This window comes from Vibrio sp. R10-SF1-ISO8, assembly GCF_059833805.1.
Genome location: NZ_JCBDHL010000003.1, coordinates 18,802 through 45,124, shown reverse-complemented (window position 1 = coordinate 45,124; position 26,323 = coordinate 18,802). Strand labels below are relative to the sequence as shown.

The following is a 26,323-nucleotide window of genomic DNA, read 5'->3' as shown; positions in this document are numbered from 1 at the left end:
CCAACTTGTTAACTAAGTTAAAACAAAATGATCGCTTTGCCAAGGGGTTATTGAATATTTTTTCTTCACTAGTATTATCTAGGCCAAATTGAGTAACCAAAGATACGACCATGACATTCAATCCAGAACAGGCAACCAAGACATTAGAGGCGGAAGGATTACGCTGCCCAGAGCCAGTGATGATGGTCAGGAAGACAATTAGAACCATGCAAGATGGTGAAGTACTGCTCGTTAAGGCGGATGACCCATCAACAACTCGCGACATTCCAAGTTTTTGTCGCTTTATGGATCACCAATTGATTGGCTCGCAAACCGAGCAACTGCCTTATCAGTATCTGATTAAGAAAGGAATGGCTTAAACGCCACGGCAGAAAAGAAAACGGCAGCCTTTGTGGCTGCCGTTGTTTTATTCATCGTATTCTAGTGTACGGACTTCTGACTGAAGTTTACTTATCTGTTTTCTCATCGCGCGCATCTCTTCATGCATCGGGATAATATGTTCAGCTCGAATCCAAGCTTCAACAGTCAAACCAGTCAAAATAAACGAACCAGCCACAATCGGTAGCCACATATCGGTCAGTACCATTGCTAGCAAACACAACGCTAGACCAAAGGTGAACAAATAACTCTGACTTTTAGGTGTCATCCCCGTATAACGTGTAAGCATAACCTTGCCCTCTCGCTATCATTCACATGGTTAAAGTACCATGACAAGTATGACACTTATATGTCAGTGATCACGACTCAGAATGAAATAAACTCAGAGTTTGAACTGGATCTTTTTACTGCTAGTTATTGATATTTAACACCTACTTAGCCGATGTTATTGAAACACGGCTGCCGCGGTCGCCAGAGCAATAAACAGCAAAGCAGTAACCTTGCGAATTAAGTCTAACGGCATCTTATCTGCAGATAGTTTGCCAATCAGAACCACAGGGACGTTGGCCAGTAACATGCCGATCGTGGTGCCCAAAATAACCCATGTCAGTGCGTCAGGATATTGCGCACCAAGAATCGAAGTCGCGATTTGAGTTTTATCTCCAACTTCAGCGATAAAAAAGGCAATGAAGCTCGCAACAAACGGTCCTCGACTGGAAATCTGTTCATCATCATCAAGTTTGTCAGGGATCAGTACCCAACCAGCCATCACCAAAAAGCTCACCACCAGCACCCACTTCAATATTTCTGGAGAGAGATAATCGGCGACAACAACACCTAGCCATGCAGCAAGGGCATGGTTCGCCAATGTAGCTAAAAATATCGCAGTGATAATAGGTAATGGCTTGCGGTATCGACTGGCTAAAAGCAGAGATAAAAGTTGGGTTTTGTCACCGATTTCCGCCAAGGCAACGGTGGTGATAGAAATAGCTAAAACGCTCACGACATGCTCTTCTGGGGCAGGGATTATAATTTTAACCGAAGACAAACCTCACGCCCCACCCCGGTTCGTGATGATTTGTCTAAGGTCTTGCTAAACGCATTCGACATTGTTGTGATTAAATTGGTCGATACGTCTCGAACGCCATGATGATTTTGCATCAATTATGTTGACGAACGAACTTAACATCCCAGTGTTGATAGTTAAGTAAGCTACTCCCCAAAGACGGCGGAATTCTAACCATCTGAAAGGTGTTTCTCAAGCGATAAACTGCAAATAAACTCCCTTTTAGGAAAATTTGGACGAATAAGCCATTAAATTTCCATTAAAGGAGAATTTTGCCTAGGAATTAATCAAGATTAACGCTACTCCCATGCCAAATATCTGGGTATACTTGATTGTTATTTTTTCTCAATTTTTGACACAAGAATCGCGCGAATTACTATGCAAAATTACGATATCAAAACCTTCCAGGGAATGATCCTCGCGCTGCAGGATTACTGGGCACAAAACGGTTGTACTATTGTTCAACCTCTAGATATGGAAGTAGGTGCGGGCACCTCTCACCCAATGACATGTCTACGTGCACTTGGCCCAGAGCCAATGTCGACAGCTTACGTTCAACCTTCACGTCGTCCTACCGATGGTCGTTATGGTGAAAACCCGAACCGTCTGCAGCACTACTATCAGTTCCAAGTAGCCCTAAAACCTTCTCCAGATAACATTCAGGAGTTGTACCTAGGCTCGCTTGAAGTTCTTGGTATCGACCCGCTAGTACACGATATTCGTTTCGTAGAAGACAACTGGGAAAACCCTACGCTAGGCGCATGGGGTCTTGGTTGGGAAGTATGGCTAAACGGCATGGAAGTAACTCAGTTTACTTACTTCCAACAAGTAGGCGGCCTTGAGTGTAAACCTGTTACTGGCGAGATAACTTACGGTATCGAGCGTCTAGCTATGTACATCCAAGAAGTGGACTCTGTTTACGACCTAGTGTGGAACATCGCACCAGACGGCAGCAAGGTAACTTACGGTGACATCTTCCACCAAAACGAAGTGGAACAATCAACGTACAACTTCGAACACGCAGACGTAGATTTCCTATTCACCTTCTTCGATCAGTGTGAAAAAGAGTGTAAAGAGCTACTTGAGCTTGAGAAGCCACTTCCGCTTCCAGCTTACGAGCGCATTCTAAAAGCTGGTCACGCATTCAACATCCTTGATGCACGTAAAGCTATCTCTGTTACAGAGCGCCAACGTTACATCCTTCGTATCCGCAACTTAACTAAATCAGTTGCTGAAGCATACTACGCATCACGTGAAGCACTTGGCTTCCCTATGTGCAAGAAGGACGAGGAGAAGTAATCATGGCTAAAGAATTTCTAATTGAACTGGGTACTGAAGAGCTACCACCAACGCAACTTCGCACTCTAGCGGAAGCGTTCGCAGCAAACTTCGAAGCAGAGTTAAAAGGCGCAGACCTAGCACACGAAGGTGTGAAATGGTACGCCGCTCCTCGTCGTCTAGCACTTAAAGTCGCAGGTCTTGCTGAAGGCCAAGCAGACAAAGTAGTAGAGAAGCGTGGTCCTGCAGTTTCTGTAGCATTCGATGCTGATGGTAACGCAACTAAAGCGGCTCAAGGTTGGGCTCGTGGTAACGGCATCACAGTTGAACAAGCTGACCGTCTAGTGACAGACAAAGGCGAATGGCTTCTTTTCAAACAAGAAGTAAAAGGCCAAGCAACGTCTGAAATCGTTGTCGACCTAGCAGCTAAAGCACTAGGTAACTTACCTATCGCTAAACCAATGCGTTGGGGTAACAAGACAACTCAGTTTATCCGCCCGGTAAAAACACTAACTATGCTTATGGGCTCAGATCTTATCGAAGGTGAGATCCTAGGCGTAGCATCGGACCGTACTATCCGCGGTCATCGCTTCATGGGTGAGCAAGAGTTCACTATCGAATCAGCAGAGCAATACCCAGCGATCCTAGAGGAGCGCGGTAAAGTTATGGCTGATTACGAAGCGCGTAAAGCTATCATCCTTGCTGACTCGAAAAAAGCAGCAGCGGCCGTTGGCGGTGTTGCTGATCTAGAAGATGACCTAGTAGAAGAAGTGACTTCTCTGGTTGAGTGGCCAGTAGTCTTAACTGCGAAGTTTGAAGAAGAGTTCCTAAAAGTACCTTCTGAAGCATTGGTTTACACCATGAAAGGTGACCAGAAGTACTTCCCAGTGTATGACGAAAACAAGAAGCTACTGCCTAACTTCATCTTCGTTTCAAACATCGAGTCAAAAGAGCCTCGCTACGTCATCGAAGGTAACGAGAAGGTTGTACGTCCACGTCTAGCGGATGCAGAATTCTTCTTTAACACTGACCGTAAGCGTCCTCTTATCGACCGTCTACCTGAGCTAGAGCAAGCTATCTTCCAGAAACAGCTTGGTACTATCAAAGACAAGACAGACCGCATCACAGAACTTGCTGGCTACATTGCTGAGCAGATCGATGCTGACGTTGAAAAATCTAAGCGTGCAGGTTTGCTAGCGAAGTGTGACCTAATGACCTCTATGGTATTCGAGTTTACCGATACTCAGGGTGTAATGGGCATGCACTACGCAACCCACGATGGTGAAGATGAGCAAGTTGCACTAGCGCTTTACGAGCAGTACATGCCTCGTTTCGCGGGTGACGACCTACCAAGCACAGGTATTTCATCTGCAGTCGCAATGGCTGACAAGCTAGATACGATTGTTGGTATCTTCGGTATTGGCCAAGCACCTAAGGGTTCTGACCCATTCGCACTTCGTCGTGCGTCGCTAGGTGTACTACGCATCATCGTAGAGAATGGCTACAACCTAGACCTAACAGACCTTATCGCGAAGGCACAGTCTCTATTCGGCGACAAGCTGACTAACGCAAATGTTGCTGACGACGTTATCGAGTTTATGCTTGGTCGTTTCAATGCATGGTACAAAGACGAAGGCTTCAGCGTGGATATCATCCAAGCTGTACTGGCTAACCGTCCAACTAAGCCTGCAGACTTCGATCAGCGCGTGAAAGCAGTATCTCACTTCCGTGAGCTAGAAGCCGCAGAAGCACTAGCTGCAGCGAACAAACGTGTAGGTAATATCCTAGCGAAATTCGACGGTGAGCTAGCGACAGACATCGACCTTGCGCTTCTACAAGAAGACGCAGAAAAAGCACTAGCTGAAAGCGTTGAAGTGATGACAGAAGCGCTAGAGCCAGCGTTCGCAACTGGTAACTACCAAGAGGCGCTAAGCAAGCTTGCTGACCTACGTGAGCCTGTTGATGCCTTCTTCGATAACGTAATGGTAATGGCAGATGACGAAGCTCTGAAGAAGAACCGTCTTACACTGCTAAACAACCTGCGTAACCTATTCTTAGAAATTGCCGATATTTCTTTACTGCAGAAGTAAACGCCAAAGTAGGGTCTAAGACCTTACACTAAGCAAGTCTACTCAAGCCCAACTCCTCGGAGTTGGGCTTTTCTTTATCAATGCACTGATTTAGTGCTTTTCGTCCTATTATCATTAATGTATGTTCAAGGATTACTCTATTGGCTAGCCACGCACTAGCTGTTCAAGAACTAAAGCAATGACAACAATGAATTAGGTACAGAAAGTAATGCAGTTTTCTAAGTTTGGTGAAAAATTTAATCAGTATTCAGGTATTACCCAGTTAATGGATGATTTAAATGATGGTCTACGCACTCCGGGCGCCATCATGCTCGGTGGAGGAAACCCAGCCGCCATTCCTGCCATGCTCGATTATTTTCGACTCGCCAGTGAGGAACTGCTAGAAAGTGGAGAACTGGTTGCCGCAATGGCGAACTACGATGGCCCGCAAGGCAAAGATGCATTTGTTAAAGCGCTCGCCAAGCTACTTAAAGAGACCTATGGCTGGAATATCACAGAAAAGAACATCAGCTTAACCAATGGCAGTCAAAGTGGCTTTTTCTACCTATTTAATCTGCTGGCTGGCAAACAACCTGACGGCTCGCACAAAAAAATCTTACTGCCACTCGCACCGGAATACATTGGCTATGGTGATGCCGGTATAGATGAAGATATCTTTGTCTCGTACCACCCAGAGATTGAAATGCTCGACAATGGTCTATTTAAGTACCATGTCGATTTTGAACAGCTAAAGGTAGATGACTCTGTCGCAGCTATCTGTGCATCCCGCCCTACCAACCCGACTGGCAATGTGCTGACCGACGAAGAGATCCATAAATTGGATAAGCTCGCGCGTGAGAACAACATCCCACTGATCATCGATAACGCTTACGGTCTACCGTTTCCAAATATTATTTTTGAAGATGTGGAGCCATTCTGGAATGAAAACACCATTCTTTGCATGAGCCTATCAAAACTCGGTTTGCCGGGCGTGCGTTGCGGAATCGTGATTGCCAGTGAAGAAATCACTCAGGCTATGACCAATATGAATGGCATTATCAGTCTCGCTCCGGGCAGTTTAGGCCCTGCAATTGCCAACCACATTATTGGCAAAGGGGATTTGTTAAAGCTGAGCTCAGAGGTGATTAAACCTTTTTACAAACAGAAGTCTCAGCGCGCTGTCGAGTTACTGCAAACAGCAATTACTGACTCACGTTTCCGAATTCACAAACCAGAGGGCGCTATTTTCCTTTGGCTTTGGTTTGATGAGCTGCCGATCACAACTATGGAGCTGTATCAACGCTTAAAAGCACGCGGCGTTCTGATTGTTCCTGGCGAGTACTTCTTTATTGGTCAAGAAGATGACTGGGAACATGCTCATCAATGCTTACGAATGAACTACGTTCAAGATGACGAAATGATGCAAAAAGGTATCGCTATCATTGCAGAGGAAGTAGAGCGCGCTTACCAGCAAGGTTAAGCGCAGCAAAACAAAAACAGCCCAAAGTTCACGCTTTGGGCTGTTGGTATTTATAGAGCTGGGATGTGCTCACATAGGAAGTAGCTTGCTTCTATAGTAGAGGAACGCTGATATACACCACCGTATGTAGAAGAGCCAGCAAACCCACGATTAATGTAGTTAGCGCCTAACGCTGCTGCTTCTTCACCAAAAGTTGAGTTAATTTTATGCTCAGCATCCATTCCGCTATCGCCAAAGGATACAATTCCCATAATACTTTGCGAGTTAGGGTTGAACGCTGACTGGCCTTTCAGCTCACAGTTAGCCGATTTTTCAGGGTTGGCATAAGCAATACGAATCTTTTCACCGTTTGATGCGGTGTAGTCAGTAGCAAGCGGAGCGACAAGGCTAGAACAGCCAGAGACAGCAATAACTAATGCAGCCAATAATAATTTTTTCATTCTATTGTCCAAATTTATCGTTTACGGCGCAGAAATTACTGATTTACAGATTCGAGTACAATAAAAAAGAGCGCTAATGTGCGCTCTTTCACTCTTTACTCTCAGTTTTGAGACAGCCAATTAACCTTCGATTAGGTTACTGCCATTGATAGCAATCTTACGCGGTTGCATCGCTTCTGGAATCTCACGCTCTAGGTCGATATGCAGTAGACCATTTTCCATGCTCGCACCCACGACTTTTACATAGTCTGCAAGTTGGAATTTGCGTTCAAAATCGCGTTCTGCGATACCTTGGTAAACGTATTGCTTCTCTTCTTCGCTTTTACGCTCACCTTTAACAATCAGCATATTTTCTTTCTGAGTCAGATCGAGTTGCTCATCAGCGAAACCTGCCACTGCCATAGTAATGCGGTAGTGGTTCTCGTCTTTCTGCTCAATATTGTAAGGAGGGTAACCGCCAGAAGCGTTCTTCGCAGTGTTTGCTTCCATCATGTTGAATAGACGATCGAAGCCAATTGCGTTGCGGTAAAGTGGAGTGAAATCTACAGTTCTCATAATGCTATCCTCATAGTAAGCAATAGTCTTAGCCGTGAGTTTGCGCGGATCTATCTTGTTGAGATCTTTGCCGGCTAAGGGATTTATCCGCTACTCCTCGGGTACTTATAACGCTGGGACGTAGTAATAAATCAGTTCAATGTGTGCCTCTAAGGTTATCCTCTCCTGAGCGATATCTTATCAGCGAATCCAGAGGTTCTGTTTCTTCTCTCTTGAGCAAGACAGCTTCCCTCTTCAACAATAGATATGTGGCTAAAGCAAAATAGTTTCAAGGGATTATCTTCAGATATTTTTCTAATTCTATATTTTTCAAACACCTAATAACAAAAAAGACCGTCATTTCTGACAGTCTTTTAAAACAATTTTAGTTTTTTGACACGAAGCTATTTCGTTTTAGTTCAAGGAAGAGGCGCGGAGCATACGAAGGTATGTGAGCACCTCTGACACAGAAATTAAGCGAAAGAGCGAAGTATCAAAGATACTAAACGTCCAAGTTGGCAACTTTAAGTGCGTTTTCTTCGATAAAGTTACGACGAGGTTCTACTTGGTCACCCATTAGCGTCGTAAACAGCTGATCTGCACCAACCGCATCTTCAATCGTTACTTGCATCATGCGACGAGTCTCTGGGTCCATGGTTGTTTCCCAAAGCTGATCTGGGTTCATCTCACCTAGACCTTTGTAGCGCTGTAGGCTTAGACCACGACGTGACTCTTTGATTAACCACTCAAGAGCATCAACAAAGCTTGTGATTGGCTGAGTACGCTCACCACGTTTGATGTAAGCACTCTCTTCAATTAGGCCATCTAACGCTTCAGATAGGTCTGCTAGCTTGCCGTATTCTTTCGAGTTGAACAGATCAACACTTAATGCAAACTCATGCGTCACACCATGGGTACGAACAATAATCTTAGGTAGGTTAAGATCAAGTTCAGCGTGTTGTTCCACTTCGAAGCTGTACTGGCTTGCACCCACTTCTTTGGCATTAAGCTGCTCGACAAGCCGCTTAGTCCATGCTTCAACTGCCGCAGCGTCATGACACTGCTCTGCCGTTAGACGTGGCGTGTAAACCAGTTCATGCACAAGAGCACGTGGATAACGACGACTCATGCGATCCACCAGCTTAATGCCCGCGTTGTACTGCTGAACAAGCTTCTCTAGCGCTTCACCAGCTAGGGCTGGCGCTTGTGCGTTGACGTGAAGAGATGCGTTATCTAGCGCCAATGCCACTTGGTATTGGTTCATCGCATCTTCATCTTTGATGTACTGCTCTTGCTTACCTTTCTTCACTTTGTAAAGCGGTGGCTGAGCAATGTACACGTAGCCACGCTCAATCAGCTCTGGCATTTGACGATAGAAGAAGGTCAATAGCAGCGTACGAATGTGTGAACCATCGACATCGGCATCGGTCATGATGATGATGTTGTGGTAACGCAGTTTGTCTGGGTTGTACTCGTCACGACCGATACCACAACCAAGCGCTGTAATAAGTGTCGCTACCTCTTGAGAAGAAAGCATTTTGTCAAAACGCGCTTTCTCAACGTTAAGGATTTTACCTTTCAGAGGAAGGATCGCTTGGTTCTTACGGTTACGGCCTTGTTTTGCGGAGCCGCCTGCCGAGTCACCCTCCACTATGTAGAGTTCAGAAAGTGCTGGGTCTTTTTCCTGACAGTCTGCCAATTTACCTGGCAGACCAGCTAGGTCTAGAGCGCCTTTACGACGAGTCATTTCACGAGCTTTACGCGCCGCATCACGCGCACGAGCTGCGTCGATAATCTTAGTACAAACCGTTTTCGCTTCTGCTGGGTGCTCAATTAGGAACTCAGACAGTTTCTCACCCATAGCTTGCTCAACCGCTGACTTCACTTCAGAAGAAACCAGTTTGTCTTTAGTTTGGCTTGAGAACTTAGGATCTGGCACCTTAACCGAAATAACCGCCGTTAGACCTTCACGCGCGTCATCACCTGACGTTGCAGTTTTCGCTTTCTTTGAGAAGCCTTCTTTGTCCATGAACGAGTTCAATGTACGCGTTAGAGCTGCACGGAAACCAGCAAGGTGAGTACCACCATCACGCTGAGGAATGTTGTTGGTGAAACAGAAAATGTTCTCTTGGTAACCATCGTTCCACTGCATCGCGACTTCTACCGCGATACCGTCTTCACGCTCTGCGTTAAAGTGGAATACTTTTTCGATGATTGGTGTCTTGTTAGTATTCAAGTGATCAACGAACGCTTGGATACCACCTTCATACATAAAGTGATCTTGCTTATCTTCTTCACGCTCATCACGTAGCTTGATCGATACCCCAGAGTTTAGGAAAGAAAGCTCTCGTAGACGTTTAGCTAGAATGTCATAGTGGAATTCTGTATTAGAGAAGGTCTCTTCACTTGGCCAGAAACGGATTTCTGTACCCGTTTGCTCAGTTTCACCAATCACGCTTAGTGGCGCTTGAGGCTCACCATGATGGTAAGTTTGAGTATGGATTTGACCACCGCGATGGATAGTCAGTGTTACTTGCTTAGAGAGTGCGTTTACTACCGAAACACCTACACCGTGCAGACCACCTGATACCTTGTATGAGTTATCATCGAACTTACCACCAGCGTGAAGTACCGTCATAATAACTTCTGCTGCTGATACGTTCTCTTCTGGGTGCATTTCGGTAGGGATACCACGACCATCATCGCGTACCGATACTGAATTGTCCTCATGAATTGTCACAACGATGTCTTGACAGTGACCCGCTAACGCTTCATCAATTGAGTTATCCACCACCTCAAAAACCATGTGGTGCAGACCGGTGCCATCATCCGTGTCGCCGATGTACATACCAGGACGCTTACGAACCGCATCCAGACCCTTTAGTACCTTAATACTCGATGAATCGTAATTTTCAGACATGAGTTATCTTCCGCTATATATTTTGCTCTATTGTGCCATGTTCCACATGGAACATCTTGCCATTTTCATCACGCATATCCGCAATTTGGCTATCAGTAATAGAACTTACAAAAACTTGCGCCCCCGTCTCTTTTAAGCAGTCAGCAAGACGCTTACGACGTTGGCTATCTAATTCAGATGCAAAGTCATCAATTAAGTAGATACATTGCTTGCCAGTCATTTCTGTTAGGTGTTGTCCTTGCGCCACACGCAGTGCACACACCATCAGTTTTAACTGACCTCGTGAAAGCACATCTTCGACAGGCGTACCATTCACTTTAATGCGCAAATCCGCTTTGTTAGGGCCACTAAAGGTGTACCCTAACGCCTGATCACGCTCAAAATTTTTCTCTAGTATCTCTTGGTAAGGCGTATCTTTATCCCAACCACGATAATACTTCAATTGAATGTCGAACTCGGGTAAAAACGCTTTGCAGATCTGCTCCGCTTTGACCTTCATTTGTTCAACGTAATCAGCGCGCCATTGACTGATATTCTCAGCCAAACGCGCCATCTCTTGATCCCAATAACTCAGCTCTCGATAGCTAGTTGCTGTTTTCAATAGAGCATTGCGCTGCTTGTTAAGACGTTTAAATCGCCCCCAAGCATCATAAAAAGCCGACTCGGTATGAAACACACCCCAGTCGATAAACGAACGACGATGTTTCGGCCCATCAGTCAATAAATCAAACCCTTCTGGGTGTATCAACTGTAAGGGTAAAACCTGCGCCAGCTGTGCGAGCTTTTGCCCAGACTGACCGCCTATTTTAACCTCTGTTGAGCCATCACGCTGCTTATTAATGCCAATTGGTAGCTCAAATTGATCCGAGTTCAAAAAACGTCCATGAACAAACAGCTCATTACAGTCATTTTGAATCACTCTTCCGGTCAAAGAGCTCTTAAATGAGCGACCATGACCAAGCAAGTAGATCGCTTCTAAGACACTGGTTTTGCCACTGCCGTTTGGTCCAATAAGAAAGTTAAAGCCTGCTGACAAGTTAATGTCACAGGCTTCAATGTTTCTAAACTGCTTTATTATAAGACGAGAGAGCGGCATGCTAGAGTCGGATTGGCATCACCACGTACATGGCACTGTCGTCTTCCGAGTTTTCGATCAGCGCACTGGCATTGGCATCTGACATCGAAATTCTGACTTTTTCACAGCGCAGAGTGTTCAACACATCCAATACATAGCTAACGTTGAAACCAATCTCAATCGGCTCACCCTCAAAGCTGACATCAAGCATCTCTTCCGCTTCTTCCTGCTCTGGGTTATTGGCCGTAATGCGCATTTCGGTGTCAGCTAGATTGACACGTACGCCACGGAATTTCTCGTTAGAAAGAATCGCAGCGCGCGAAAAAGCTTGGCGTAATTCGTCACAACCCGCTTCAAGCGTTTTAGTTGTCGTCTGTGGCATAACGCGGCGGTAATCAGGGAATCGACCATCCACCAGCTTAGAGGTAAACACATAGTTGTTCACTTCAGCACGAACGTTAGAGCTACCAATTTGCAGCACAACAGGTTGCTCTGGTGCATCGAGTAGCTTAACTAGCTCTAATACACCTTTACGCGGCACAATGATTTGTTTCTGTGCAAAGTCAGCACCAAGTTCAGTTTGAGATACCGCCATACGGTGACCATCGGTCGCAACACTGCGTAGCGTAGTGCCGTCAATTTCAAACAGCATGCCGTTGAGATAATAACGAACATCTTGGTTCGCCATTGAGAATTGTGTCTTTTCAACTAAGCCACGTAATTCAGCTTGAGTCAGTGATACTTCCACTTCACTCTGCCAATCTTCAATATTTGGGAAATCATTGGCAGGTAGCGTCGATAGCGAGAAACGGCTGCGTCCAGAACGAACCTGAACACGGTCGCCTTCTAAGACAAAGGTAATCACAGAGTCATCAGGCAAACCACGGCAAATATCTAAAAACTTGCGCGAAGGTACAGTAATACTCCCCGCTTCGAATTCACCTTCGAGGTTAACACGGCTAATTAACTCGACCTCAAGGTCGGTTGCCGTCATTGAGAGTACGTTGTCTTCGACTTTAAGAAGTAAGTTACCAAGAATTGGTAAAGTTGGACGACCGCCCAGTGCTCCTGACACTTGCTGAAGTGGTTTAAGCAGGTGGCTACGCTCAATGGAAAATTTCATAGGATGCTCTTATCCGAATTCGTTATTGTTGCTCGATGCTTAGAATACTGTGAATCAAGAAATAGTGCGAATTAAGAAGATAGAGTACGAATCAGGTTCGAGTAATCTTCTTTAATGTCGTGGCTCTCTTCACGTAGCTGCTCAATCTTACGGCAAGCATGCAGTACCGTGGTATGGTCTCGGCCACCAAACGCATCACCAATTTCTGGCAAACTGTGGTTAGTCAGCTCTTTAGCCAATGCCATCGCTAGCTGACGTGGACGGGCTACTGAGCGAGAACGGCGCTTAGACAACAGGTCTGCGACTTTAATCTTGTAGTATTCTGCGACTGTCTTTTGAATATTATCAATCGTCACCAACTTTTCTTGCAGGGCAAGTAGGTCACGCAGCGCTTCACGAACAAAGTCGATAGTAATTGGGCGGCCGGTAAAGTTTGCATTAGCGATAACACGGTTTAAAGCACCTTCCAGCTCACGAACATTGGAACGCAGTCGCTTAGCAATAAAGAACGCGACTTCATCGGCAAGGTGAATTTGGTGATCTTCTGCTTTTTTCATCAAGATCGCGACGCGTGTTTCTAGCTCTGGTGGCTCGATCGCAACCGTTAGACCCCAACCAAAACGAGATTTAAGGCGATCTTCAACACCATTAATCTCTTTTGGGTAACGGTCTGAAGTCAAGATGATCTGTTGGTTGCCTTCTAACAGAGCGTTGAAAGTATGGAAGAACTCTTCCTGCGAACGCTCTTTATTGGCAAAAAATTGAATATCATCGATAAGCAGCGCATCGACACTACGGTAGTAACGCTTGAACTCTTCGATCGCGTTGTTTTGCAGCGCTTTGACCATATCTTGCACAAAGCGCTCAGAGTGCATGTAGACAACTTTAGCATTTGGCTTGTTATCCACAATCGCATTACCTACAGCGTGCAGCAGGTGAGTTTTACCTAAACCTGTACCACCGTATAAGAATAGCGGATTGTATGCAGAACCAGGGTTATCTGACACCTGACGAGCAGCCGCTAAGCCTAGTTGGTTCGATTTACCCTCAACAAAGTTGTTGAACTTGTGTTTTGGGTTCACATTCGAGCGATGGTTAATATCCGCAATAGCTTGCGCATCATCATCCCAAGTCTTATGGACTGGCTTTCTTGCCTGTAACTGTGCGGGTGCTGAAGATTCAGCGGCGACATCAGCAGGGGTACGCTTAGGCGCTGGCTTTGGCGCTGCAACAGGTCGGCTACCCACTTCAAAACGCAGACTTGGCATGTCATTGCCGCAATACTCTTGCAGCAGACGATTAATGCTGTTGAGGTACTTATCACGTACCCAGTCCAATACGAAACGGTTTGGGGCAAAAAGAGTGAGTGTATTGTCATTGAGCTCAGCTTGTAATGGACGAACCCACATACTGAATTCCGTTGCTGGTAGCTCTTCTTGAAGCTGTTGCAAACATTGCAACCAAAGCGAAGATGACACAGTGCCCCCACTCGAAGTAATTGATCTGAAAAGATTGGCAATTTTACCTGTTGATAACCAAGATCGCCAGTAAATGATCGACGATCCAGTGAATAAGATCTAAGTTATTCACAATATTTTCGACATTATTCGTTAGATCCTCACATTCTGCCCCATTTTTACTCACACTTTGATCCACATTAAGGCATTTTTAGCGAGATCTTTGTTCTGGTGATAAGTCTGTGAATGAAAATTTTTCATCACCCAAAATTCGTCTTTTCTCAGCGAGTCTCGTCTAACAGGTTGAATATCAGCAAATCACCTCACCTTATTACTCTACTGTCTAGGTTATTGCACTTGGTTATTTATCTAATTAAGTAAAGTGACAGTAGTATTTATCCCCATAATTATATGGAGTTGTACTATGAAAAACTGGATTAAGGCTGCAGTTGCAGCTATCGCGCTTTCTGCTGCTACTGTCCAAGCAGCGACTGAAGTTAAAGTCGGAATGTCGGGTCGCTACTTCCCGTTTACTTTCGTTCAGCAAGATAAGCTACAAGGTTTCGAAGTAGACCTGTGGGATGAGATCGGTAAACGCAACGATTACAAAGTAGAGTACGTCACGGCTAACTTCTCTGGTCTATTTGGTCTATTAGAAACGGGTCGTATCGACACTATCTCTAACCAGATCACTATGACGGATGCACGTAAGGCGAAGTACCTATTTGCTGACCCATATGTGGTCGACGGCGCGCAAATCACAGTTCGTAAAGGCAATGACAGCATTCAAGGCATTGAAGATCTTGAAGGTAAAACAGTCGCAGTAAACTTAGGTTCTAACTTCGAACAGCTAATGCGTAACTACGACAAAGATGGCAAGATCAATATCAAGACATACGACACAGGTATTGAACACGATGTCGCACTAGGCCGCGCAGATGCCTTCGTGATGGATCGCTTGTCAGCACTGGAGCTGATCAAGAAAACCGGTCTTCCGCTACAACTTGCGGGTCAGCCATTTGAAACCATCCAGAACGCTTGGCCATTTGTTGACAACGAAAATGGTAAAAAACTTCAAGCAGAAGTGAACCAAGCTCTCGCAGCTATGCGTGCAGACGGTACGCTGAAGACCATCTCTGAGAAGTGGTTTGGCGCAGACATCACCGAGTAAACCATTAGACATTTCTATCTGATTTAGATAGAACTCTTAAACCCACTGCTTCCCTTCCTTTGCAGTGGGTTTTGCTTTTTTACGTCGTTATTTAATCATTGGAATAGGCTATGGGATTCGATTTTAACTACATGCTGGATCTGATGCCGATACTGCTCAAGTATCTTGGCACCACGATGGAGATGGCAACTTGGGGTTTGCTATTTTCACTGATTTTATCCGTCATTTTGGCCAATATCCGTGTATTTCGCGTCCCAGTTCTTGATCAACTCAGCCAGCTATACATCAGCTTTTTCCGTGGTACGCCACTGTTAGTACAGTTATTCCTACTTTACTACGGCCTGCCGCAGATCTTTCCATGGTTAGTTGGACTGGATGCTTTCAGCGCAGCTGTGATTGGTTTGACCCTTCACTTCGCGGCATACATGGCTGAGAGTATTCGCGCAGCAATAATCGGTATTGACCGCAGCCAAATGGAAGCCAGTTTATCTGTAGGCATGACGACCTCTCAGGCAATGCGTCGCGTCATCCTGCCACAAGCCACTCGCGTAGCACTGCCATCACTGATGAACTACTTCATTGATATGATCAAATCTACCTCACTAGCGTTTACGCTCGGTGTCGCAGAGATCATGGCGAAAGCACAGATGGAAGCGTCATCCAGTTTCCGCTTCTTTGAAGCATTCTTAGCAGTCGCATTAATCTATTGGGGCGTGGTAGTCATTCTGACTAGAGTACAAATTTGGGCGGAAGCGAAACTGAATAAGGCGTATGTACGATGATTAAACTCAACAATATCCATAAGCGCTTTGGCGATACCGAGGTTCTCAAAGGCATCGACCTAGAGATTAACCAAGGTGAAATCATCGTTATCATAGGCTCAAGTGGCACAGGTAAATCGACCTTACTGCGCACGGTCAACTTTCTCGAAAATGCAGATAAAGGCGTCATCACAATCGATGATGTCAGCGTTGATACCGAAAAACACACCAAAGCGGAAGTGTTAGCTCTGCGGCGTAAAACCGGTTTTGTGTTTCAAAACTACGCTCTGTTCGCTCATATGACAGCAAGACAAAATATCGCTGAAGGCTTAGTCACAGTGCGCGGTTGGAAAAAAGCCGACGCCTTGCGCCGTGCTCAAGAGATTCTTGATGACATTGGTTTAGGTGACAAAGGGGATAGTTATCCAGCGGCACTGTCGGGTGGCCAGCAGCAGCGTGTCGGTATCGGCAGAGCGATGGCGCTGCAACCTGAGCTACTGCTATTTGATGAGCCTACATCAGCGCTTGATCCCGAGTGGGTTGGAGAAGTTCTTAATTTAATGAAGGACTTAGCGACCAAACATCAGACGATGCTGGTGGTGACTCACGAAATGCAATTTGCCAGAGAGGTCGCCGATAGAGTGATCTTTATGGCGGAAGGAAACATTGTTGAGCAAGGTTCTCCACAGGATATCTTTGGCAATCCACAAGATCCTCGCCTGCAAAAATTTCTTCGACAAGTCGGTGCTGAGTAAAGATCAACGGATAGGATCGAACGATCCTTGAGATTTTGCTCACACTACGTATAATCGCCCGGTCGGAATTTAGCGCTTGCACAAAGATTGACACTTTGTGTGACTGTGATTACAATTCCGCCTCTTTGTTGAGAGGCGTCGGTTTGTCCTCTTTATATATAAAGAAGACGTTATTGCCCACGCCGGGTTAACATTGACCTAAAACTACTGATCAGTAAAGGTAATTATCATGAAACGCACTTTTCAACCTTCAGTTCTAAAGCGCAAGCGTACTCACGGTTTCCGTGCACGTATGGCTACTAAGAACGGTCGTGCTACTATCAATGCACGTCGTGCAAAAGGCCGTAAGCGTCTTTCTAAGTAATCGTTAGATTATTTTGAAAACGTACGCGTTCAATCGGGAGTTACGCTTGTTAACTCCCGAGCATTATCAAAATGTCTTTCAGCAAGCTCACAGAGCTGGCTCACCTCATTTCACCATCATTGCTCGTAAAAATAGCCTATCTCATCCTCGACTAGGTTTAGCCGTTCCCAAGAAACAGATCAAAACCGCTGTAGGTCGTAACCGTTTTAAGCGCCTTGCACGTGAAAGCTTTCGTAACAATCAACATCAGCTTGCTAACAAAGATTTTGTTGTTATTGCCAAGAAAAGCGCGCAAGATTTAAGCAATGAAGATATTTTCAAACTGTTTGATAAATTATGGCAGCGCCTGTCTCGCCCTTCGCGTGGTTAGCAATCGGATTCGTCCGTCTCTATCAAGGTTTTATTAGTCCGCTTATCGGACCACGTTGTCGTTTTACTCCAACCTGCTCTACTTATGCCATTGAAGCGTTAAAAGCTCACGGTTTTGTAAAAGGGTGTTGGTTATCGAGCAAACGTCTATTAAAATGCCATCCTTTGAATGAAGGGGGGTATGACCCCGTTCCACCAGTCCAAAAACAAGACAGAGATAAATAACGATGGATTCTCAACGTAATATCCTGTTAATCGCGCTAGCACTGGTTTCTTTCCTATTGTTCCAGCAATGGCAAGTTGCAAAGAATCCAACGCCTCAGCCGGTTGAGCAGGCTCAATCAAGCAGTACTCTACCTGCACCATCTTTTGCCGACGAGCTAGATCCAGCTCCAATGCAGCAAGCTTCTGCTAAAACGGTTACTGTGACCACTGATGTATTGACTCTGTCGATTGATACGGTGGGTGGTGATGTTATTCATGCAGACCTAAACCAATACTCAAACGAGCTAGATTCAGCTGACCCATTTGTTCTGCTTAAGAACGAAGCCGGCCATCAGTTTATCGCGCAAAGTGGTCTTGTCGGCCCTCAAGGGATCGACCTTAGCAGCTCAAACCGCCCTGCTTACTCTGTAAGCGCAGACAGCTTTACTCTAGCTGACGGTCAAGATGAACTGCGTATTCCAATGACATTCACTGCTAATGGTCTTGAGTACACAAAAACATTCATTGTTAAGCGTGGTAGCTACGCACTTGACGTTGAATATGACATCGTAAACAAATCTGGCAACAACGCGACATTTGGTATGTACGCTCACCTACGTCAAAACCTGCTTGACGCTGGTGGTAGCATCACAATGCCAACATACCGCGGTGGTGCATACTCTACTGAAGATACTCGCTACAAGAAGTACAGCTTCGAAGACATGCAAGATCGCAACCTGTCTCTACCATTGACTAATGGTCAGGGTTGGGCAGCGATGATCCAGCACTACTTCGCAACAGCGTGGATTCCACGTGATGAACCAGGCACTAACCTTTACACTCGCGTGATCGGTAACCTTGGTGATATCGGTGTGCGTATGCCAAACAAAACTATTGCGGATGGCGATAGCGCAAACTTCAAAGCGACACTTTGGGTTGGCCCGAAACTGCAAGACCAAATGGCTGAAGTGGCACCAAACCTAGACCTAGTAGTTGACTACGGTTGGTTATGGTTTATTGCAAAACCTCTGCACTCACTGCTTTCGTTCATTCAAGGCTTTGTTAGCAACTGGGGTTTGGCAATCATCTGTTTGACCTTCATTGTTCGTGGTGCGATGTACCCACTAACTAAGGCACAGTACACCTCAATGGCGAAAATGCGTATGCTTCAGCCTAAGCTGCAAGCGATGCGTGAGCGTATTGGCGATGACCGTCAACGCATGAGCCAAGAAATGATGGAACTGTATAAAAAAGAGAAAGTGAACCCACTTGGTGGCTGTTTACCTCTGATTCTACAGATGCCTATTTTCATCGCTCTTTACTGGGCACTAATGGAATCGGTAGAGCTACGTCACTCTCCATTCTTTGGTTGGATTCATGACCTTTCAGCGCAAGACCCATACTACATCTTGCCATTACTGATGGGTGCTTCTATGTTCTTAATCCAGAAGATGAGCCCAACAACCGTAACGGATCCAATGCAGCAGAAGATCATGACCTTTATGCCGGTTATGTTTACTTTCTTCTTCCTGTTCTTCCCGTCAGGTCTAGTTCTTTACTGGCTAGTATCGAACATCGTAACGCTTATCCAGCAAACGCTTATTTACAAAGCGCTGGAGAAAAAAGGCTTACACAGCAAGTAACCTTTAGTGGAATTAACAACGAAAGGCGGCCAAAAGGTCGCCTTTTTTATTTGAGCTGATTACAATTCAGCTAACAGAATTTTTGCCCAGCGCGGCATTTAGATAGCACAGGCACATTTATGACAACAGATACCATCGTTGCTCAAGCAACAGCGCCCGGTCGTGGTGGCGTCGGGATTATTCGCGTATCCGGTCCCTTAGCTGCGCAAGTCGCGGTTGAAATGACAGGCAAAGAGTTACGTCCACGTTACGCTGAGTATCTGCCATTTAACTCGCAAGATGGCCACCAGATCGACCAAGGTATCGCACTCTACTTCCCTAACCCACACTCATTTACTGGTGAAGATGTCCTTGAGCTTCAAGGGCATGGCGGTCCAGTTGTGATGGATATGCTGATTAAGCGCATCCTCCAGATCCCTGGGATACGTACCGCAAGACCTGGTGAGTTCTCAGAGCGTGCTTTCCTAAACGATAAGCTCGATCTGGCTCAAGCAGAAGCGATTGCTGACTTAATTGATGCCAGTTCTGAAGAAGCGGCCAAGTCTGCACTCCAGTCGCTGCAAGGCGCATTTTCAGGCCGTATTAATACGCTTGTAGAATCACTGATCCACTTACGTATCTATGTCGAAGCGGCGATTGATTTCCCAGAAGAAGAAATAGATTTTCTTGCTGACGGTAAGGTCGCTGCCGATTTGCAAACCATCATAGATAACCTTGCAGCGGTACGCAAAGAAGCGACACAAGGCGCTATCATGCGTGAAGGGATGAAAGTGGTCATCGCAGGTCGTCCGAATGCGGGTAAGTCAAGCTTGCTTAATGCCCTATCAGGTAAGGAATCAGCGATTGTGACAGATATTGCTGGCACAACACGTGACGTGCTGCGCGAGCACATTCATATTGATGGGATGCCACTGCATATTATCGATACCGCAGGTCTGCGTGACGCCTCTGATGAAGTAGAAAAAATCGGTATCGAACGCGCTTGGGATGAAATTGCCCAAGCAGACCGAGTTCTGTTTATGGTGGATGGCACGACGACAGACGCCACCGATCCGAAAGAGATTTGGCCAGACTTCGTTGATCGCTTACCCGACAATATCGGTATGACAGTGATCCGCAACAAAGCCGATCAAACAGGTGAAGATCTCGGTATCTGTCATGTCAACGATCCAACCTTAATTAGACTCTCAGCGAAAACAGGCGATGGCGTTGAAGCACTGCGTACTCACCTCAAAGAATGCATGGGTTTCGCTGGTGGTAATGAAGGCGGCTTTATGGCCCGACGTCGCCACTTAGAAGCACTCAATCGCGCCTCAGAGCACCTAGAGATAGGTCAGCAGCAACTTGAAGGCTATATGGCAGGAGAAATCTTGGCAGAAGAGCTACGTATCACTCAGCAGCATTTAAGTGAGATCACGGGTGAGTTTAGCTCTGATGACCTTCTAGGGCGCATCTTCTCTTCTTTCTGTATCGGGAAATAATCTATAACGCGGCCTCTGGCCGCGTTTTTTTCATTGTGTATAAAGGAACACCTATGATCCACATTATTACAGGTAGCACACTGGGTGGTGCTGAGTATGTGGGAGACCACCTCAGTGACCTACTGATAGAAAAAGGCTATGAAACAACTATCCATAACCAGCCTAATTTGGCTGAAGTTGATAATAAGGGTACTTGGTTAGTCATTACTTCAACTCACGGCGCAGGCGAGTATCCAGATAATATTCAGCCATTCATCCAAGCACTGCAAGACACACCACCGAAAATGAGCGACGTAAAATACGCAACGATCGCCATTGGTGATTCAAGTTACGATACGTTCTGTGCAGCAGGTCAGCATGCCCATGACCTGCTTGCTGACATCGGTGCCACTGCAATTACAGAGTGTTTTACGATTGATGTCCTCAACCATGACGTACCAGAAGATGCAGCAGAAAGCTGGTTAAATGACCATATTGAACTGTTCTAGCTCCCTTCCAAGTGGTCATTTGCTTGGCCACTTTGCCCTTTTGTGAATAACTTTCCTTCCTCTTAAAAAAACTGTTCGCTCATTTTTCAATCATTTCAGCTGTGGATAAACTACGATCTTTCCGGTGATTAACCTATAGTTATCCAAATAACAACTTAGATCCTTTTCCACCCCTGTGTATAACCACCCATTTTGATCCCAGCTAATCCTCGATCTGATCAAGGTAAGATCACATGATATGATCCAAATAAGATCCATGATCTTATTGATCATTTTCCACTTATCCACAGAAATAGTCGATCTTAATAGTAGATCTAATAAAAGATCATATATATAGATCTTATATATATAAGGATTTCACTGCTTGAAGGAAAAGAGCCAAAAGCATTTTCTCAGCCCGTGAAAGAAGGTAGAATAACGCTCTTTTTATCTATCCAACTCTCTATTGAATACCTGAGGTCGGTTCATGCTTTATCACGAAAAATTTGATGTCATCGTCGTTGGTGGCGGTCACGCAGGAACGGAAGCCGCACTCGCATCTGCCCGTACAGGGCAAAAGACTTTGTTGCTCACTCACAACATTGACACCTTAGGTCAAATGTCGTGTAACCCAGCCATCGGTGGGATCGGCAAAGGTCACTTGGTCAAAGAAGTCGATGCTATGGGCGGTTTAATGGCTCAAGCAATTGATCATTCCGGTATTCAATTTAGAACACTCAACGCTTCGAAAGGCCCAGCTGTAAGAGCAACACGTGCTCAAGCTGATCGTGCGTTGTACAAAGCTTATGTTCGCAATGCGCTCGAAAACGCTCCTAACCTCACTCTGTTCCAACAATCCGTTGATGATCTTATTGTTGAACAAGATCGTGTTTTGGGTGTGGTTACTCAAATGGGACTGCGCTTTTACGCAAAAGCTGTCGTACTGACTGTCGGAACTTTCTTGGGTGGTAAGATCCATATCGGTATGGAGAGCTCTTCAGGTGGTCGCGCTGGTGATCCGCCATCGATCGCGCTGGCACATCGTTTACGTGAACTCCCGTTTAGAGTCGATCGTTTAAAAACGGGCACACCACCACGAATTGATGCACGTAGCGTCGACTTTTCTCAGTTAGAAGCTCAGCATGGTGACAACCCTGCGCCTGTATTTTCGTTTGTCGGTAAACGTGAACAACATCCACGCCAAATCCCATGCTTTATCACCCATACCAACGAGCAAACTCACGATGTGATTCGTAACAACCTTGATCGTAGCCCTATGTATGCTGGCGTGATAGAAGGTATTGGCCCTCGTTATTGTCCGTCAATCGAAGACAAAGTGATGCGTTTTGCTGACAAGAACAGCCATCAGATCTTTATCGAACCTGAGGGGCTGGATACACATGAATTGTATCCAAATGGCATTTCCACCAGTTTGCCATTTGATGTTCAAGTTCAGATCGTGCGTTCGATGAAAGGGTTCGAAAATGCCCATATCGTACGACCTGGGTATGCGATTGAGTATGACTTCTTCGATCCGCGTGACTTAAAGCAGAGCTATGAGACTAAGTTTATTAATGGTCTGTTCTTTGCGGGACAAATTAACGGTACAACGGGTTACGAAGAAGCAGCAGCACAAGGCTTGATGGCTGGTCTTAACGCAAGTCTGTTTAGCCAAGACAAAGAGGGCTGGAGCCCACGTCGTGATCAGGCTTACATGGGCGTGCTAATTGATGACCTATCGACCATGGGGACCAAAGAACCTTACCGTATGTTTACTTCACGCGCGGAATACCGTTTGTTACTTCGTGAAGACAACGCAGATCTACGTTTGACTGAGCAAGCTCGTCAGCTTGGTTTGGTTGATGATAGCCGCTGGGCTCGCTTTAACGAGAAAATCGACAATATTGAGGCTGAGCGTCAACGTTTGAAAGATATCTGGATGAACCCTAAATCAGAAGGGGTTGATGCGTTAAATGGGTTGTTAAAAACACCAATGGCACGTGAAGCAAGTGGTGAAGATTTACTGCGTCGCCCAGAAATGTCTTACGATCAACTGACGCAGTTAGATGCGTTTGCACCAGCTATTGAAGATCAACAAGCCGCTGAGCAGGTTGAAATTCAAGTGAAATACGAAGGTTATATCAAACGCCAGCAAGACGAGATCGAAAAATCGTTACGCCATGAACACACTAAGCTCCCTGCTGATTTAGATTACGCTAAGGTTAGCGGATTATCGAATGAGGTTGTGGCGAAGCTGACGGAAGCAAAACCAGAGTCAATTGGTATCGCTTCACGTATCTCGGGCATTACACCAGCAGCGATTTCAATTCTTTTAGTTCATTTGAAAAAACATGGCCTGCTGAAAAAAGGCGAGGAAGCATAATGTCTCAACTACGCACTCAACTGGATGAATTGATTGTTCAGACCGATCTAGAGGTATCACCTCACCAGCGTGAACAGCTAGTTGGCTATGTCGAAATGCTCAATAAATGGAACAAGGCGTATAATCTGACGTCAGTACGCGACCCGCAAGAGATGCTAGTGAAGCACATTATGGACAGCATCATTGTTAGCACTCACTTACAGGGCGAGCGTTTTATTGATGTCGGCACTGGGCCAGGTCTACCGGGCATTCCGTTATCCATAATGAACCCAGATAAAGCGTTTGTGTTGCTAGACAGCTTGGGCAAACGCATTCGATTTATCAAACAAGTTCTTCATGAGCTCAAAATAGAAAATGTGACTCCGATTCAAAGTCGAGTCGAAGAATACCAGCCTGAAGATAAATTTGATGGCGTATTAAGTCGTGCATTTGCTTCAATGACTGATATGGTTGAGTGGTGCCACCATCTACCAAAATTACAGGGCGGGCATTTCTTGGCGCTGAAAGGTCAATTACCACAGGATGAGATTGAGCAATTACCTGAGTGGTGTTCTGTGACCGACATCAAAGCTTTGAATGTTCCTCAACTGGAAGGTGAGCGTCATCTAGTAATCTTATCGCGCAAGGAATAAAAGCGAGGTTCATTGTGGGAAAAATCGTAGCGATCGCCAACCAGAAAGGCGGGGTTGGAAAAACAACGACATGCATTAACTTAGCCGCATCTATGGCTGCGACTAAGCGTAAGGTATTGGTGATAGACCTCGACCCACAAGGCAATGCGACGATGGCCAGTGGTGTAGATAAATACCAAGTGGACGCCACCGCTTATGAACTGCTTGTGGAAGATGTGCCGTTTGATGAAGTCGTGTGTCGCAAGACATCCGGTAACTATGATTTAGTGGCGGCCAATGGTGATGTGACAGCCGCTGAAATCAAACTGATGGAAGTGTTTGCTCGCGAAGTTCGCCTTAAGCACGCTTTAGCATCAGTTCGCGATAACTATGATTTCATCTTTATCGATTGTCCTCCTTCTCTAAACCTTCTTACAATCAACGCTATGGCCGCAGCCGATTCGGTTTTGGTTCCAATGCAGTGTGAGTATTTTGCACTTGAAGGTTTAACCGCGTTAATGGATACAATCAGTAAGCTTGCTGCTGTAGTAAACGAAAATCTAAAAATAGAAGGGTTATTGCGCACTATGTACGACCCTCGCAACAGATTGTCGAACGAAGTATCCGATCAACTTAAAAAGCACTTTGGCAACAAGGTGTACCGCACCGTTATTCCGCGCAATGTGCGTCTCGCTGAAGCGCCTAGTCATGGTAAACCGGCAATGTATTACGATAAATACTCTGCGGGTGCTAAGGCTTATCTAGCTCTAGCTGGTGAGATGCTTCGCCGCGAAGAAATCCCTGCATAACGACAACCAAAGGAATTCCGTCTCATGTCTAAGCGTGGTTTAGGTAAAGGGCTTGACGCCCTGCTTTCAACCAGTTCACTAGCGCGTGAAAAGCAGCAAAGTGCACTGCACAGCCAAGAACTGTCATCGGATGGTAACCTCACCGATTTAAATATTAACAGCTTAAAGCCGGGTGTTTACCAGCCACGAAAAGAGATGGAACCTGAAGCGTTAGAAGAGCTTGCCGCTTCGATTGAATCTCAGGGGATTATTCAGCCTATCGTTGTGAGACAGGTTGATGGTGACAAATTTGAAATTATTGCCGGTGAGCGTCGCTGGCGTGCGGCTCGTAAAGCTGGCCTTAAGCAAGTGCCATGTGTGGTGAAAAATGTCGAAGATCGTGCAGCGATCGCCATGGCATTGATCGAGAACATTCAACGTGAAGATCTCAATGTGATCGAAGAAGCTGTTGCACTTGATCGTCTGCAAGAAGAATTTAGCCTTACCCATCAGCAGGTCGCAGATGTGATTGGTAAGTCTCGAGCTGCGGTAAGTAACTTATTGCGTCTAAATCAGCTAGAAGATGACGTGAAAAGTTTAGTTTCCGGCAATTTGCTTGATATGGGGCATGCTAGAGCTCTGTTAGCTCTTGAAGGTGAGCAACAGGTAGAGATTGCTCAGCAGGTCGCAAAAAAGAAAATGACCGTTCGTCAGACCGAGCAGTTAGTGAAAAAGTGTCTCCAGCCACAATCTGAACCCAAAAATGAGGTTCAAGACGCTGAAGCACAACAAATGTCACAAAAATTGAGTGAAATGCTTGGTGCTAAAGTTGCAATTGTACGCGCTGATAACGGCAAGTCTAAAGTGACGATTAGTCTTGATGAGCCTCACAAATTAGAGCAGTTAATTGCCAAGCTTGAAAGCTAAATGAGATAATTGATCTCAATCAATATATGTAAAAATCGAATTTTTGTGCGGAAGTTGTCGGCTTGTAAACAAAATTGTAACTTTTTGCGGTGTTTTAATTGCAATCAGTTCGACTCACCGTATAATTTTCGCCAATTTCCCAGCCCTGAGGTAGTAAAGCTGTGGATTTTACTAGAGGTACGAATACATGGTAGCTGCGTTAGCTAGACCAGGACGAGCGCTTGCAAAGCAATTGTTGATGATCGAGGCGTGCGCGGTTACGTTAGTGGCAGCGGGTATGGCGATTGCCGTCAATACTGAATGGGGAATCTCAGCGCTAATTGGAGGGAGCATTTTTGTTGTCGCCAATGCTGTATTTGCCTTGTGTGCTTTTCTGTTTGTAGGGGCTCGAGCAGCGAAAATGATTGCTGCGTCTTTCTACACCGGAGTGGTACTAAAGATCCTCATTACTGTGGCTCTCTTCTCTGTTGCTTACATGTATATGCAGGTGGAACTCGTTCCCCTCAAACTAACCTATTTGCTGGTATTAGGGATTAATATCTTTGCGCCAGCGCTATTCATTAACAACAAAAAATAGGA

26 protein-coding genes are annotated in these 26,323 nt (G+C 45.6%); 18 read left to right on the top strand and 8 right to left on the bottom strand.

Translation table 11 applies throughout. The annotated features are described in order from the left end of the window. Nucleotides 1–110 precede the first annotated feature (110 nt). Nucleotides 111–359, top strand: coding sequence for a sulfurtransferase TusA (gene tusA / locus AC6R00_RS00755; protein WP_004743605.1), 249 nt, complete (start codon nt 111–113; stop codon nt 357–359). Nucleotides 360–406: 47 nt separating this feature from the next. Here tusA and AC6R00_RS00750 read toward each other — a convergent pair whose 3' ends face one another. Both AC6R00_RS00750 and AC6R00_RS00745 read right to left on the bottom strand, forming a co-directional pair. Then, nucleotides 407–667, bottom strand: a complete 261-nt coding sequence (locus AC6R00_RS00750; protein WP_004743604.1) for a hypothetical protein — start codon at nt 665–667, stop codon at nt 407–409. A gap of 156 nt (nt 668–823) precedes the next feature. Further along, nucleotides 824–1,381: a TMEM165/GDT1 family protein gene (locus AC6R00_RS00745; RefSeq protein ID WP_500639007.1), complete on the bottom strand. Its 558-nt coding sequence runs from the start codon at nt 1,379–1,381 to the stop codon at nt 824–826. Nucleotides 1,382–1,822: 441 nt separating this feature from the next. On the opposite strand from AC6R00_RS00745, the gene glyQ reads away from it, so the two are divergent. From glyQ to AC6R00_RS00730, 3 genes are all read left to right on the top strand, one after another. Next, nucleotides 1,823–2,743, top strand: a complete 921-nt coding sequence (glyQ, locus tag AC6R00_RS00740) for a glycine--tRNA ligase subunit alpha (protein WP_500639006.1) — start codon at nt 1,823–1,825, stop codon at nt 2,741–2,743. Nucleotides 2,744–2,745: 2 nt separating this feature from the next. Next, nucleotides 2,746–4,812, top strand: a complete 2,067-nt coding sequence (gene glyS / locus AC6R00_RS00735; protein WP_500639005.1) for a glycine--tRNA ligase subunit beta — start codon at nt 2,746–2,748, stop codon at nt 4,810–4,812. Nucleotides 4,813–5,020: 208 nt separating this feature from the next. After that, complete coding sequence (locus tag AC6R00_RS00730) at nt 5,021–6,271, top strand: valine--pyruvate transaminase (protein ID WP_004743600.1); 1,251 nt, start codon at nt 5,021–5,023, stop codon at nt 6,269–6,271. A 50-nt stretch (nt 6,272–6,321) separates the two neighbouring features. Here the strand turns inward: AC6R00_RS00730 and AC6R00_RS00725 are convergent, their stop codons facing one another. The 6 genes from AC6R00_RS00725 to dnaA all read right to left on the bottom strand — a co-directional run bounded on the left by AC6R00_RS00725 (nt 6,322) and on the right by dnaA (nt 13,841). Continuing rightward, nucleotides 6,322–6,711 (bottom strand): hypothetical protein, encoded by a 390-nt coding sequence (locus AC6R00_RS00725; RefSeq protein ID WP_486787061.1) that lies wholly within the window; start codon nt 6,709–6,711, stop codon nt 6,322–6,324. Between the two features lie 120 nt (nt 6,712–6,831). Then, entirely contained in the window at nt 6,832–7,266 is a 435-nt protein-coding gene (locus AC6R00_RS00720; protein ID WP_004743598.1) for an Hsp20 family protein, read from the bottom strand. Nucleotides 7,267–7,747: 481 nt separating this feature from the next. Then, nucleotides 7,748–10,165: a DNA topoisomerase (ATP-hydrolyzing) subunit B gene (gene gyrB / locus AC6R00_RS00715; protein ID WP_500639004.1), complete on the bottom strand. Its 2,418-nt coding sequence runs from the start codon at nt 10,163–10,165 to the stop codon at nt 7,748–7,750. Between the two features lie 13 nt (nt 10,166–10,178). Next, nucleotides 10,179–11,261 (bottom strand): DNA replication/repair protein RecF, encoded by a 1,083-nt coding sequence (gene recF / locus AC6R00_RS00710; protein ID WP_069667991.1) that lies wholly within the window; start codon nt 11,259–11,261, stop codon nt 10,179–10,181. Between the two features lies 1 nt (nt 11,262). Further along, a complete protein-coding gene (gene dnaN / locus AC6R00_RS00705) occupies nt 11,263–12,363 on the bottom strand; it encodes a DNA polymerase III subunit beta (RefSeq protein ID WP_004743595.1) in 1,101 nt (366 codons plus the stop codon). Between the two features lie 71 nt (nt 12,364–12,434). Continuing rightward, nucleotides 12,435–13,841, bottom strand: a complete 1,407-nt coding sequence (dnaA, locus tag AC6R00_RS00700) for a chromosomal replication initiator protein DnaA (protein WP_004743594.1) — start codon at nt 13,839–13,841, stop codon at nt 12,435–12,437. Between the two features lie 403 nt (nt 13,842–14,244). On the opposite strand from dnaA, the gene AC6R00_RS00695 reads away from it, so the two are divergent. The 14 genes from AC6R00_RS00695 (at nt 14,245) to AC6R00_RS00630 (ending at nt 26,321) form a co-directional block, all read left to right on the top strand. Further along, nucleotides 14,245–14,991 carry an amino acid ABC transporter substrate-binding protein gene (locus AC6R00_RS00695; RefSeq protein WP_500639003.1) on the top strand — a complete coding sequence of 249 codons (747 nt, stop codon included), beginning with the start codon at nt 14,245–14,247 and terminating at the stop codon, nt 14,989–14,991. Nucleotides 14,992–15,101: 110 nt separating this feature from the next. Then, entirely contained in the window at nt 15,102–15,773 is a 672-nt protein-coding gene (locus AC6R00_RS00690) for an amino acid ABC transporter permease (protein ID WP_004743592.1), read from the top strand. Continuing rightward, complete coding sequence (locus AC6R00_RS00685; protein WP_239852373.1) at nt 15,770–16,507, top strand: amino acid ABC transporter ATP-binding protein; 738 nt, start codon at nt 15,770–15,772, stop codon at nt 16,505–16,507. The genes AC6R00_RS00690 and AC6R00_RS00685 overlap by 4 nt, the downstream gene beginning before the upstream one ends. A 229-nt stretch (nt 16,508–16,736) precedes the next feature. Next, nucleotides 16,737–16,871 (top strand): 50S ribosomal protein L34, encoded by a 135-nt coding sequence (gene rpmH, locus AC6R00_RS00680; protein WP_004411068.1) that lies wholly within the window; start codon nt 16,737–16,739, stop codon nt 16,869–16,871. 46 nt (nt 16,872–16,917) lie between these two features. Continuing rightward, on the top strand, nt 16,918–17,241 hold the full coding sequence (rnpA, locus tag AC6R00_RS00675; protein WP_230300094.1) for a ribonuclease P protein component: 324 nt from the start codon (nt 16,918–16,920) through the stop codon (nt 17,239–17,241). Then, the gene (gene yidD / locus AC6R00_RS00670; RefSeq protein WP_004743588.1) at nt 17,208–17,465 is read left to right on the top strand and encodes a membrane protein insertion efficiency factor YidD; all 258 of its coding nucleotides are present in this window, start codon (nt 17,208–17,210) and stop codon (nt 17,463–17,465) included. Before rnpA ends, yidD begins: the two co-directional genes overlap by 34 nt. Before the next feature lie 2 nt (nt 17,466–17,467). After that, complete coding sequence (gene yidC, locus AC6R00_RS00665) at nt 17,468–19,087, top strand: membrane protein insertase YidC (RefSeq protein ID WP_239852369.1); 1,620 nt, start codon at nt 17,468–17,470, stop codon at nt 19,085–19,087. A 119-nt stretch (nt 19,088–19,206) separates the two neighbouring features. After that, nucleotides 19,207–20,568 (top strand): tRNA uridine-5-carboxymethylaminomethyl(34) synthesis GTPase MnmE, encoded by a 1,362-nt coding sequence (gene mnmE / locus AC6R00_RS00660; protein ID WP_500639002.1) that lies wholly within the window; start codon nt 19,207–19,209, stop codon nt 20,566–20,568. Nucleotides 20,569–20,621: 53 nt separating this feature from the next. Beyond that, on the top strand, nt 20,622–21,056 hold the full coding sequence (mioC, locus tag AC6R00_RS00655) for an FMN-binding protein MioC (RefSeq protein ID WP_500639001.1): 435 nt from the start codon (nt 20,622–20,624) through the stop codon (nt 21,054–21,056). Between the two features lie 466 nt (nt 21,057–21,522). Further along, nucleotides 21,523–23,418 carry a tRNA uridine-5-carboxymethylaminomethyl(34) synthesis enzyme MnmG gene (mnmG, locus tag AC6R00_RS00650; protein ID WP_500639000.1) on the top strand — a complete coding sequence of 632 codons (1,896 nt, stop codon included), beginning with the start codon at nt 21,523–21,525 and terminating at the stop codon, nt 23,416–23,418. Next, nucleotides 23,418–24,050: a 16S rRNA (guanine(527)-N(7))-methyltransferase RsmG gene (rsmG, locus tag AC6R00_RS00645; protein ID WP_500638999.1), complete on the top strand. Its 633-nt coding sequence runs from the start codon at nt 23,418–23,420 to the stop codon at nt 24,048–24,050. The genes mnmG and rsmG overlap by 1 nt, the downstream gene beginning before the upstream one ends. A gap of 14 nt (nt 24,051–24,064) precedes the next feature. Beyond that, nucleotides 24,065–24,838, top strand: coding sequence for a ParA family protein (locus tag AC6R00_RS00640; RefSeq protein WP_069667981.1), 774 nt, complete (start codon nt 24,065–24,067; stop codon nt 24,836–24,838). Nucleotides 24,839–24,862: 24 nt separating this feature from the next. Beyond that, nucleotides 24,863–25,744: a ParB/RepB/Spo0J family partition protein gene (locus tag AC6R00_RS00635; RefSeq protein WP_500638998.1), complete on the top strand. Its 882-nt coding sequence runs from the start codon at nt 24,863–24,865 to the stop codon at nt 25,742–25,744. 187 nt (nt 25,745–25,931) lie between these two features. After that, nucleotides 25,932–26,321 (top strand): F0F1 ATP synthase subunit I, encoded by a 390-nt coding sequence (locus tag AC6R00_RS00630; protein WP_500638997.1) that lies wholly within the window; start codon nt 25,932–25,934, stop codon nt 26,319–26,321. Nucleotides 26,322–26,323 lie beyond the last annotated feature (2 nt).

Bases quoted from the DNA above. Each gene is read 5' to 3' on its own strand.
- tusA (WP_004743605.1), top strand. From the start codon at position 111: ATGACATTCAATCCAGAACAGGCAACCAAGACATTAGAGGCGGAAGGA.
- AC6R00_RS00750 (WP_004743604.1), bottom strand. From the start codon at position 667: ATGCTTACACGTTATACGGGGATGACACCTAAAAGTCAGAGTTATTTG.
- glyQ (WP_500639006.1), top strand. From the start codon at position 1,823: ATGCAAAATTACGATATCAAAACCTTCCAGGGAATGATCCTCGCGCTG.
- glyS (WP_500639005.1), top strand. From the start codon at position 2,746: ATGGCTAAAGAATTTCTAATTGAACTGGGTACTGAAGAGCTACCACCA.
- AC6R00_RS00730 (WP_004743600.1), top strand. From the start codon at position 5,021: ATGCAGTTTTCTAAGTTTGGTGAAAAATTTAATCAGTATTCAGGTATT.
- AC6R00_RS00725 (WP_486787061.1), bottom strand. From the start codon at position 6,711: ATGAAAAAATTATTATTGGCTGCATTAGTTATTGCTGTCTCTGGCTGT.
- AC6R00_RS00720 (WP_004743598.1), bottom strand. From the start codon at position 7,266: ATGAGAACTGTAGATTTCACTCCACTTTACCGCAACGCAATTGGCTTC.
- gyrB (WP_500639004.1), bottom strand. From the start codon at position 10,165: ATGTCTGAAAATTACGATTCATCGAGTATTAAGGTACTAAAGGGTCTG.
- recF (WP_069667991.1), bottom strand. From the start codon at position 11,261: ATGCCGCTCTCTCGTCTTATAATAAAGCAGTTTAGAAACATTGAAGCC.
- dnaN (WP_004743595.1), bottom strand. From the start codon at position 12,363: ATGAAATTTTCCATTGAGCGTAGCCACCTGCTTAAACCACTTCAGCAA.
- AC6R00_RS00695 (WP_500639003.1), top strand. From the start codon at position 14,245: ATGAAAAACTGGATTAAGGCTGCAGTTGCAGCTATCGCGCTTTCTGCT.
- AC6R00_RS00690 (WP_004743592.1), top strand. From the start codon at position 15,102: ATGGGATTCGATTTTAACTACATGCTGGATCTGATGCCGATACTGCTC.
- AC6R00_RS00685 (WP_239852373.1), top strand. From the start codon at position 15,770: ATGATTAAACTCAACAATATCCATAAGCGCTTTGGCGATACCGAGGTT.
- rpmH (WP_004411068.1), top strand. From the start codon at position 16,737: ATGAAACGCACTTTTCAACCTTCAGTTCTAAAGCGCAAGCGTACTCAC.
- yidD (WP_004743588.1), top strand. From the start codon at position 17,208: ATGGCAGCGCCTGTCTCGCCCTTCGCGTGGTTAGCAATCGGATTCGTC.
- yidC (WP_239852369.1), top strand. From the start codon at position 17,468: ATGGATTCTCAACGTAATATCCTGTTAATCGCGCTAGCACTGGTTTCT.
- mnmE (WP_500639002.1), top strand. From the start codon at position 19,207: ATGACAACAGATACCATCGTTGCTCAAGCAACAGCGCCCGGTCGTGGT.
- mioC (WP_500639001.1), top strand. From the start codon at position 20,622: ATGATCCACATTATTACAGGTAGCACACTGGGTGGTGCTGAGTATGTG.
- mnmG (WP_500639000.1), top strand. From the start codon at position 21,523: ATGCTTTATCACGAAAAATTTGATGTCATCGTCGTTGGTGGCGGTCAC.
- rsmG (WP_500638999.1), top strand. From the start codon at position 23,418: ATGTCTCAACTACGCACTCAACTGGATGAATTGATTGTTCAGACCGAT.
- AC6R00_RS00635 (WP_500638998.1), top strand. From the start codon at position 24,863: ATGTCTAAGCGTGGTTTAGGTAAAGGGCTTGACGCCCTGCTTTCAACC.
- AC6R00_RS00630 (WP_500638997.1), top strand. From the start codon at position 25,932: ATGGTAGCTGCGTTAGCTAGACCAGGACGAGCGCTTGCAAAGCAATTG.